We start from the raw sequence: 9,795 nt of genomic DNA, 5'->3' as shown, positions 1-9,795 counted from the left end.
ACACTCGAGCACGAAGCCGACACTCGCTGCTGAGCCGGCTGCGGTCCGCTGGCGTCGGGCGTCAGACGGCCGTGTAGCCGCCGTCGACGAGGTGGTAGCTGCCGGTGACAAAGCCGGCGGCGTCGCTGGCCAGGAACGCGACGAGGCTCGAGACTTCCTCCGAGGTGCCGAGCCGGCCGAGCGCGTGCTTCGCCTCGAGAGCCTTCATGGCGTCATCGTCCATGTTCGCGACGAGCAGTGGAGTGCGGATGAAGCCGGGGCCCACGGCGTTGACCCGCACGCCGGCTTCGCCGTACTCCAATGCAGCACTCTTGGTCAGACCGAGAAGTCCGTGCTTGGCTGCCACGTAGCTCGCGGAGTTGGCGATACCGACGCTACCGAGCACCGACGCCATGTTGATGACCGAACCGCCGCCCGCGGCAGCGATGGCCGGGATTTGAGCCTTCATTCCGTAGAACACCGCGTTGAGGTTGACCTCGATGACCTTGCGCCAGCTGTCGACGGACACGTCGCCGACGGGGAGCGGCTCGCCGCCGATTCCGGCGTTGTTGACCGCAATGCGCAGCGGAGCCATCTCGCCTGCAGCAGCCACCATCGCGTCGACGGCGTCGAGGTCGGTCACGTTGCCGACGAACGCCTCGGCCGTGCCGCCGGCCGCGCGGATCTCGTCGGTGACCGCCTGTGCGTTGGCTGCATCGAGATCTGCCACCAGCACCGACGCGCCGTTTGCTGCCAGTTCGAGCGCAACTGCTCTACCGATTCCCGATCCTGCGCCGGTAACAATCGCCGAGCGATCCGCTACGTCGTACGTGGCCATGACCAACCATCTCCCATGTATAGAATTTCCAGCTATCTATACGTGTTCAGCAGTTGGTGATCCCCCTGTATTTCGTGTTTCGGCTCACTATCGGCCGGTACCCGAAACCTAGCCGGCGTCTCCGGCCCGCGCAGCGAGGAACGCCTCAGGGTCGATGAGGTCGGCTTGCCCGACTATCGAACCCAGGTCGGCGATGCGCTCGACGCCCGTCAACACCATCTCCTCCTCGACGGTGCCCTCGGCGTAGCCGTAATAGCAGGTCGACGAGGTGTGGTTGTGGTCGCGATCGATGCGGTTGGCTCGACCCTCGATCTGCCGGATCTCGATCGGGGTCCACCGGGGATCGTGGATCAGCGTGATGCGCGGGGCCGCCGTCGAGGGTGTCCCTTCGGGAAGCAGCAGTTCGTTCGAGTGCAGGTTGATCGCGCTGGTGGTGGTGGAGACGATGACCCGCGCGGCGCCCGTCTGGAAGCGGCGGATTTCCGTCTCCTGATCGGCGCTGCTCATGCTTCCGTCGACGACGGCGACCTCGAGCCCCTCTTCTCGCAATGCGTCGGCGAGGGCGGCGACGGACTCGCGGTAGAACATCGACACGAAGACCTGATTGCCGTCCCGGATCCAAGTGCGGACTTGGTCGGCCGTCGCAGGGATCCGCAGGTAGGAACACTTCTGCCGGAATCGCAGAGCTGCTGCTCTGGTGCTCGGGTTCTTCTGCAGCACTCGTCGCCCGCCAACGGATTTCCACAGCGGCAGACCCAGCTCCTTGCGGTAGTCCACCCAGGCCGAGTTGTAGAGACGCTTCTGCGCCGCGGTGAGCTCCTGCCCGAGAGGTTCGCGCGGGGTGAGTGGGGACGGACGCGAAATCGACCAGGGCACAGAGCCCCCCGCAAGCCAGCGGTGAATGGTGCCGATGTCTCGCTCCCGTTCGGCCGGGTTGGCGGGTTCCCAACGCCACGTCTTGAGCCCGGCCGCTTTGCCCTCCTTCAGTGCGAAGCCCTCGGCGGAAAGGAACTCGGCCCACTTCGTCGTGACTGCATATCCGAGCGCCTCGTCGTCACCGATGATCGGTTGGCCGGCAGCCCTGCTCTTCTCGATTGCCCGAGCCATGTACGCGAAATGCATGGGCTGGTACCCAGGGGTGGCGGACATCCATACGACAGCGCGAGCCGCCTCCTGATACCGCCACAGAATCTGCGACTGCTGCGACTCGATGTTCATCAACGCGTGCGACTCGTCGGCGATGACGACATCGATGTCGAAGCGCAGTTCACCGAGAGCAATGGTGCGTTTGTTCTGCGTCTTCTTGCGCTTGCCGAGATCGATGTCCTCGGGCACGGTGAGCAATTTCTTCGTGGACTGGTAGGTGACAAGCAGCCATCGCTTGCGGTCGGCCGGGTCGCGGTCGGCCTCACTGTCGGCAATGGTGCGGCGCCAGCCCGGAAGCGCACCCTTGGGCGCAACGACCAGTACGGTGTCGATGCTCGGGTCGTCCATCTGCCGGACGGCCTCGCACACGGCGAGAGTCTTGCCGAGACCCGTGGAGTCCATCTGCGCGAAGTACGGGAAACCGTTCTCCATTGCGTCGAGTTGCCGCCGCACCGACTCGAGCTGCGTCTTTCGCGGCGTCAACGACCTCTCGTGCATCACCTCGGGACGCCAGTCCTCGTTGGCTTCGTCCTCCACCCACCGTTGCAGGCTGTACGGCATCGACTCGAAGGAGGTGAGGCCTTCCGGCAGTGCCGTCCCGTAGTAGGCGAACACCCGAGGACCCGGGTGCCAACGTGCACCCGACGCCGATGCCAGTGCCCGATCCTCGAAGGGGACGTCGAGCACCCAGACGCGCTCGCCGGGATCGGGCGGACGCAAATCCGGTGACGCAGTTTTACGGACGGCTCGTTTGCGTGTCGGCTTCGCCCTGGTGCTCGTCGCTCCGGCAGTTGTCTTGCCCGCAGCCTTGGACTTGCCCGCAGCCTTGTACTTGCCCGCAGCCTTGTACTTGCGCGCGGCATCGCTCTTGCCCGCAGCGACCGTTCGCGTGGTGGTGGTGGGCTTGCGTCGACGTGGTGGCACCGAAACACCGTAGAGCACGGGACCGACAGGCCCGGTAGCGTGCTGGCGGACAGAAGGAGCCGGTGTGAACGACGAACGACGAGCAGTTGTGCTGGTGCACGACCGAGATCCCGAGTTGGGGTTCCGCAATATCGGGACGCTGGGGCCGGAGTTGCTGGCACGTGGGTACGAGCTCGACGTCCATTCCTTCGACTACGGCATGGGCACGGATGCGCCGTCGCTGGAGGGTGCGGACATGCTCGTGGTGATGGGGTCGCCGGCTGCCGTCTACGACGACCTTCCCTGGATCGGTCCGGAGGCGGACTACCTCGCGCAGGCCGTCGGCATGGACGTTCCTGTTCTCGGGGTGTGTTTCGGCGGCCAGCTGCTCGCGCAGGTCCTCGGTGGAACGGTCAGGAAGTCCGACCGGCCGGAACACGGCATGACCCACATCGTCAGCGATCGGCCCGAGTCGGTCGCACCGGGACCCTGGATGGAGTTCCACGGCGACACGTTTTTGGCGCCGGCGTCCGCAACCGTTGTTGCACGCAACGATGCCGGGCAACAGGCCTTCGCGGCGGGCCAGCACCTGGGGTTGCAGTTCCATCCGGAGATCGATGTCGACGTCTTCTCCTCGTGGGCCGACGCATGGGCGCGTGACGGTGTCGAGCACGATCCCGTTCTGGTCGACGCCATCCGCCGCGACGTGGCAGCGAACGAGGACGCGGCTCGTGAACGCTGTGCGCTGCTGCTGGACGCCTGGATCGGCACCCGAAACACGGTGGCCCGAACGGCGTGACCACTACGGTGGAGAGCATGAACTTCAGTGACCATCAGATCGGCATCTATGCCAAGGGCATGTTCGCCGATCCGAGTTCGACGGCCGATCGCGGGCCGCAGATCACCACCAATCTGGCGAAGCTCGAGGATCAGGCCGCGGCGACGCTGACGCCGGAGGCGTTGGGGTACATCGTCGCGAGCGCAGGCAGTGGCGCCACTGCTCGCGCGAACCGGGACGCCTTCGACGCGTGGCGCATCGCGCCGAGGATGATGCGCAGTGCTGTCCAGCGCGACCATTCCACGACTATCTTCGGTACCGAGTTGTCGGCACCGTTGCTCATCGCACCCGTCGGCATTCAGACCCTGGCGCACCCGGACGGCGAGCTCGCCACGGTGCGTGCGGCTGCGGCGCTGGGTGTTCCTTACATCCATTCGACGCAGTCCTCGCATTCGTTCGAGCAGGTTGCCGAGGCGGGTGGCGACGCACCTCGGTGGTACCAGTTGTATTGGCCAACAGACGAGTCCGTTCTGCTGAGCTTCCTCGGCCGAGCGAAGAACAGCGGATTCACGACGCTGGTGCTCACCCTGGACACGACACTGATGGGCTGGCGACCTGCTGACCTCGACCGCGGCTACCTCCCGTTCCTGGCCAATCTCGGCATCGAGAACTACCTGACCGATCCGGCGTTCCTCGCAGGCCTGGACCAATCGGTCGAAGCGAATCCTATTGCTGCGGCGCTGCATTGGGCGCAGATGTTCCCCAACCCGGGCTTGAGCTGGTCTCAACTGGCGTTCCTGCGAGAAAACTGGGACGGATCGATCGTGCTGAAGGGGATCTGCACCGTTGTCGATGCCCGCACCGCAGCCGAACACGGCGTCGACGGGATCGTCGTCTCGAACCACGGTGGCCGTCAGATCGACGGCGCCCGTGCATCGTTGGACGCGCTGCCGGGCATCGTCGACGCGGTGGGGAACAATCTGACCGTGTTGTTCGACTCCGGAGTGCGTACGGGCGCCGACATGGCCAAAGCCTTGGCGCTCGGCGCCGATGCCATCCTGCTCGGTCGACCGTTCCTGTACGGTCTCGCTCTCGGTGGGCAAGCCGGGGTCGAACACGTACTTCGTTGTATCCTCGCCGAATTCGACCTCGTCACCAGCCTCTCCGGGCACACCGGTGCGCGCGAGCTGGGCCGCGATTCGGTGGTGCCCGCATGACCGCTGCCGGCACCGACGCATCCCGAACTCCGTCGTGGGTCGAACACTCCATCTGGTGGCACGTCTACCCGCTGGGTTTCGTCGGAGCGCCCGTCCGCGACTGGGACGGCACCTCGATGGCCGACGAGCACCGCTTGTTGAAGATCGTCGAATGGCTGGACTACGCACTTGAACTGGGCGCGTCGGGAATCGCACTCGGTCCGATCTTCGCCTCGGAAGGACACGGTTACGAAACCGTCGATCATTTTCGTATCGACCCGAGACTCGGCACGGACGAGGACTTCGACACCCTGGTCGAGGCGGCGCACAAGCGCGGTTTGAAGATCATGCTGGACGGTGTGTTCAACCACGTCGGACAGCGCTTCCCGAAGTTCGAGAAGGCGATCGCTGCCGGGCCGGACTCGGCCGAATCGGCCTGGTTCCATCTCGACTGGTCCGGTGAGGCTCCGACGCATCGCAGCTTCGAAGGCCACAACCACCTTGTCACGCTGAATCACGACAACGACGAGGTGCGCGGGTACGTCGCCGACGTCATGACGCACTGGCTCGGACGCGGCGCGGACGCATGGCGACTCGACGCGGCCTACGCTGTGCCGGAACGTTTCTGGGCTGCAGTCATGCCTCGCGTACGCGAGCAGCATCCGGATGCGTATGTGCTGGGCGAGGTGATCCACGGCGACTATTCGCACTTCGTCCGCACGAGCACGCTCGACGCGGTGACGCAGTACGAACTGTGGAAGGCAACCTGGAGCGCGATCACGGAGAAGAACTTCTTCGAGCTCTCGCATGCGCTCGGGCGACACGGCGATTGGCTCGACACCTTTGTCCCCGCGACCTTCGTCGGCAACCACGATGTCAATCGCATCGCCAGCACGATCACCGACGAACGTCACCTCGCGCACGCGCTTGTCGTGCTGTTCACCGTCGGTGGCACCCCGATGATCTACTACGGAGACGAGCAGGGGTTTCGAGGTGTGAAGGAGGAGCGCGTCGGCGGTGACGACGACGTGCGTCCCGAGTTTCCGGCCCACAAGGACGCACTGGCGCCACACGGATGGCCCGTCTTCCACCTGCATCAGGAGCTGATCGGGCTACGGCGGCGCAATCCGTGGCTGCACACCGCACGCACCGAAACGGTGGAGCTGACCAACACCGCGTTGCTGTATCGCGCTCACTCGGGTGACCACGAGATTCATGTTGCGCTCAATCTGGGCGACGAGGCCGTCGACTATCACCTGTCGGGCGATGTGCTCGCCGGTCAGGCATCCGTGCATGCCGGGTGGGTGACCATCCAGGCTCACGAATGGGTCGTGATCGGCTGACGATCACAGTCGACAGGCAAATATTCCGGTATCTAGCGTCAAGGCTAGATTTTCGTAGAGGAGCCGATAGGCCTACACTCGTCTTCGACACGGGGTGCCGCTGACCACAGCGGCTGAGATCACACCCGTCGAACCTGATCTGGTCCGCACCAGCGTAGGGATGTCTGTGCCCGTCTCGGGTGCATTGTCTTTCGTGGTGTCGACCACCGACGAGAGGACAGCTGAAATGAAGTTGAGCGAGCAGACGGTTCTGGTAACCGGCGCCGGTCGAGGACTCGGATCCGCCATCGCCCGGGCCTTCGCCGCCCAGGGCGCGAAGGTCGTCGTCGACTACCGCCGAAGCAGGGACGCAGCCGAAGCCCTCGCTGCCGAGATCGGAGGCTTCGCGGTGCAGGCCGATGTCACCCGTGCCGACGAAGTCCATGCGCTATTCACCTCCGCCGAACGGCATTTCGGTACCTCGGTCACCACCGTCGTCAACAACGCGCTGGCCGACTTCTCGTTCGACGGTGATGCGCGCAGCAAGGCGGACGCCATCACGTGGGATCAGTTCGACGCCCAGTTTCAGGGAGCAGTGCGCGGTGCCCTGACCACCACCCAACGTGCGTTGCCGGGTATGCGCGCCGACGGTTTCGGCCGCATCGTCAACGTAGGCACCAACCTATTTCAGAATCCGGTGGTGCCGTACCACGATTACACGGCCTCCAAGGCGGCGCTGCTGTCGCTGACCCGCACTCTCGCAGCCGATCTGGGGCCCGACGGCATCACCGTCAACATGGTGTCGGGTGGACTTCTGCGCACCACCGACGCCAGTGCCGCCACACCGGACGAGGTGTTCGACATGATCGCGGCATCGACTCCTCTCGGCCGGGTGGTGACGCCCGCGGAATTCGCCGACGCGCTTCTGTTCTTCGCGTCGCCGTGGTCCAGGTCGGTGACGGGCCAGAACCTCGTCGTCGACGGTGGCCTGGTCAAGGACTGATCATGTTGCACCTCAACGCTTTCTTGTTCGGCTGCGGGCATCACAGCGCTGCGTGGCGGCACCCAGGCTCCCCCGTCGAGCGGCTCGGCGACATCGACTACTACGAGGACCTCGCGCGCACCGCAGAACGCGGGAAGCTCGATGCAGTCTTCTTCGCGGACGGTCACTCGGTGCGCGACCCAGCGGGCGCCGGAACGTGGTTCCTGGAACCGATCACGGCTTTGTCGGCGATGGCGCGGGCGACGACGCACATCGGTCTGGTGACGACGGTGTCGACCACGTTCTACACGCCGTTCCACGCCGCACGGTTGCTGGCCTCGCTCGATCACCTCAGCGGCGGTAGGGCCGGATGGAACGTCGTCACCTCGATGTTCGACGCCGAGGCCCGCAATCACGGTTTCGACGAGATCCCCGGTCGCGACGAGCGATACGCGCGGGCCGAGGAGTTCGTCGACGTCGCGTTGGCGTTGTGGGACAGCTGGGATACCGACGCGCTCGTGCTCGACAGGAAAGGAATGTACGCGAATCCGGCGGCTGTGCACGCAGTCGACCATGTGGGCAAACACTTTCGGGTCGACGGTCCACTGACGGTACCGCGGTCTCCGCAGGGGCGTCCGGTGCTGTTTCAGGCGGGTGCATCCGGACCCGGACGCGATCTCGCCGCTCGGTACGCGGAAGCCATTTATGCCGTCGCCTACGACATCGAGGCCGGTGCGAGCTACTACTCGGATGTGAAGGCGCGCATCGGCGCGGCCGGGCGCGACCCGTCTTCGGTGGGGATCATGCCTGGTCTCGTCACGTACGTCGGGTCGACGACAGCCGAAGCCAAAGCAAAGAAAGCCGAGTTGGATGCGCTGCTGCCGGTGGAACAGTCGCTACGCCAACTCGGCATATTCGTCGAACAGGATTGCAGCGAGTGGGAACTCGATGCCCCTGTGCCCGACCTCGTCTCGCTCGCCGACTTCACCGGCCCGCACGGTCGGTACGAAACAATATTGCGCATCATCGCAAAAGACTCGCCGACCGTGCGCGAGCTGCTCGGTACCCTCGCGGCCGGTGGAGGTCACGCGACGATGCTCGGTACACCCGAGTCGATCGCCGACGAGATCGAAGAATGGGTCCGGCGCGGCGCAGCGGACGGGTTCAACCTGATGCCACCCATGTATCCGGACGGTCTCGAACTCTTCGTCGACCATGTGGTGCCCATCCTGCAGCAGCGTGGGTTGTTTCGACGTGAATACTCGTCGTCGACGCTGCGGGAGATGTTGCGCTGACGCACCCGTGTGCCAAAAGTGTTGTTCGGACAGCACTTTTGGTACACGGGCGCGGAGCGCACGCCTACCGCTGAGACTCCACGAACTTCTCGGTGAGCGTGGCGATTTCGGATGCGTGTGAAATGGGCGACCAGTGCCCGGCGGCGATGTCGTTGCGGGTCAGGTTCTTCACCCACTTGCCGGTGTCGTCGTAATGGAAGGGCCGAACGGCGACGTCTTCGGTGTTGACGATCAACTGCACCGGGATGTCGACGTACCGATCGCGTGGTCTCGTCAGTCGCGGAATGATGTTCGCGCGGTACAGGTTCGTTCCGTTGGTTGCATCCGACCACAGCGTCGGGCTCTGCGTGACGAGGGACGGATCCACGTTGGAGAATTCCTGCAGGAAGGCGGGCCAGCCCTTCGCGAACTGACGCTTGATCCGGAGCGTCGACAGGCCCGGGATGTGGAAGGTGACCGTGTACCAGGACGCGCGGGTCTGAGCGAAGACCTGCTTGATGTTGGTCCAGGTGGGCTTGGACAGCCGGTCGCGCGACCATTTGCCGAGGTGGTCTAGGTTGGGCCCGGAAATCGATGTGTACGAACGGATTTTGTCCACCGCGCGAGGTTCGGCAGCGGCTTCCCAGATCTCCACGGCGCCCCAGTCGTGGGCCAGAACGTGTACCGGCCCGTTGGGGCTGACTGCGTCGACGACGGCGTAGAAGTCCGATGCCAGACTGCTGAGCCGGTAGGCAGCACGCTCCTGTGGAACGGTGCTCGCTCCGGCGCCGCGCGCGTCGTAGCTGATGATACGAAACTTGTCGGCGAGCAGCGGCACGATATGACTCCACAGCTTGTGCGTGTCCGGCCACCCGTGTACGAGGACGATCGTCTCTCCGTCGGGATTGCCCGTCTCGAAGACCGCCAATTGCATGCCCTCGTTGACGACGGTCGTGCGGGTCTCGGTCAGTGTCATGAAGATCCTCAGATGTCGAGTACGAGTTGCTCGCCCGTGGAGCGGGACACGCAGATGAGCATGTTGTCCTGCTGCTCGGCAGGGGTGAGCCGAGTTTCGAGGTGCTCGGGCGTACCGGCGAGCACCCGAACCTTGCACGTTCCACAGAAACCCTGCTGGCAGGAGTAGGCCACATCGGGCCTCGTGCGCTTGACGGCGGTGAGCAGCGATTCGTCCGGGGCCACATCCACCACGGACCCGTCGCTGATCAACCGCACCCGGAATTGCCGGCCGTCGGTGATGGGAGGCGGGCCGAAACGCTCGAAATGCAATGCGGTGGCCGGGCAATCGCGAAACTCACGGCGAACGGTGTCGAGCATCGGTGTGGGCCCACAGCAATAGACTGCGCCACCGGCAACTGC

9 protein-coding genes and 1 riboswitch are annotated in these 9,795 nt (G+C 64.7%); of the genes, 5 read left to right on the top strand and 4 right to left on the bottom strand.

What is annotated here, in order from left to right:
• Nucleotides 1-61: 61 nt before the first annotated feature.
• Complete coding sequence (locus WBQ44_RS20090) at nt 62-817, bottom strand: SDR family NAD(P)-dependent oxidoreductase (protein WP_495568425.1); 756 nt, start codon at nt 815-817, stop codon at nt 62-64.
• Between the two features lie 108 nt (nt 818-925).
• Entirely contained in the window at nt 926-2,887 is a 1,962-nt protein-coding gene (locus tag WBQ44_RS20085) for a helicase-related protein (RefSeq protein ID WP_495568424.1), read from the bottom strand.
• A gap of 64 nt (nt 2,888-2,951) precedes the next feature.
• Here WBQ44_RS20085 and WBQ44_RS20080 point away from each other — a divergent pair, with 64 nt between their 5' ends.
• The 5 genes from WBQ44_RS20080 (at nt 2,952) to WBQ44_RS20060 (ending at nt 8,439) form a co-directional block, all read left to right on the top strand.
• The gene (locus tag WBQ44_RS20080; RefSeq protein ID WP_495568423.1) at nt 2,952-3,665 is read left to right on the top strand and encodes a type 1 glutamine amidotransferase; all 714 of its coding nucleotides are present in this window, start codon (nt 2,952-2,954) and stop codon (nt 3,663-3,665) included.
• 17 nt (nt 3,666-3,682) lie between these two features.
• Nucleotides 3,683-4,861 (top strand): alpha-hydroxy-acid oxidizing protein, encoded by a 1,179-nt coding sequence (locus WBQ44_RS20075; protein ID WP_495568422.1) that lies wholly within the window; start codon nt 3,683-3,685, stop codon nt 4,859-4,861.
• Entirely contained in the window at nt 4,858-6,183 is a 1,326-nt protein-coding gene (locus WBQ44_RS20070) for an alpha-amylase family glycosyl hydrolase (RefSeq protein WP_495568421.1), read from the top strand. Before WBQ44_RS20075 ends, WBQ44_RS20070 begins: the two co-directional genes overlap by 4 nt.
• An 80-nt stretch (nt 6,184-6,263) precedes the next feature.
• Nucleotides 6,264-6,361: riboswitch (TPP riboswitch) on the top strand.
• A gap of 48 nt (nt 6,362-6,409) precedes the next feature.
• Nucleotides 6,410-7,165 carry a 3-oxoacyl-ACP reductase gene (locus WBQ44_RS20065; protein ID WP_495568420.1) on the top strand — a complete coding sequence of 252 codons (756 nt, stop codon included), beginning with the start codon at nt 6,410-6,412 and terminating at the stop codon, nt 7,163-7,165.
• 2 nt (nt 7,166-7,167) lie between these two features.
• On the top strand, nt 7,168-8,439 hold the full coding sequence (locus WBQ44_RS20060; protein WP_495568419.1) for an LLM class flavin-dependent oxidoreductase: 1,272 nt from the start codon (nt 7,168-7,170) through the stop codon (nt 8,437-8,439).
• Between the two features lie 64 nt (nt 8,440-8,503).
• On the opposite strand, the gene WBQ44_RS20055 is transcribed toward WBQ44_RS20060, so the two are convergent.
• Entirely contained in the window at nt 8,504-9,394 is an 891-nt protein-coding gene (locus WBQ44_RS20055; RefSeq protein WP_495568418.1) for an alpha/beta fold hydrolase, read from the bottom strand.
• Nucleotides 9,395-9,402: 8 nt separating this feature from the next.
• A partial coding sequence (locus WBQ44_RS20050) for a 2Fe-2S iron-sulfur cluster-binding protein (protein ID WP_495568417.1) occupies nt 9,403-9,795 on the bottom strand: 393 nt, incomplete at its 5' end.

The organism is Rhodococcus sp. (in: high G+C Gram-positive bacteria) (assembly GCF_049591685.1).
Lineage (GTDB): Bacteria > Actinomycetota > Actinomycetes > Mycobacteriales > Mycobacteriaceae > Rhodococcoides.
This window is presented reverse-complemented; position numbering and strand designations above follow the sequence as displayed.

Coding starts and splice junctions, on each gene's coding strand:
- WBQ44_RS20090 (WP_495568425.1), bottom strand. CDS start 817: ATGGCCACGTACGACGTAGCGGATCGCTCGGCGATTGTTACCGGCGCA.
- WBQ44_RS20075 (WP_495568422.1), top strand. CDS start 3,683: ATGAACTTCAGTGACCATCAGATCGGCATCTATGCCAAGGGCATGTTC.
- WBQ44_RS20070 (WP_495568421.1), top strand. CDS start 4,858: ATGACCGCTGCCGGCACCGACGCATCCCGAACTCCGTCGTGGGTCGAA.
- WBQ44_RS20065 (WP_495568420.1), top strand. CDS start 6,410: ATGAAGTTGAGCGAGCAGACGGTTCTGGTAACCGGCGCCGGTCGAGGA.
- WBQ44_RS20060 (WP_495568419.1), top strand. CDS start 7,168: ATGTTGCACCTCAACGCTTTCTTGTTCGGCTGCGGGCATCACAGCGCT.
- WBQ44_RS20055 (WP_495568418.1), bottom strand. CDS start 9,394: ATGACACTGACCGAGACCCGCACGACCGTCGTCAACGAGGGCATGCAA.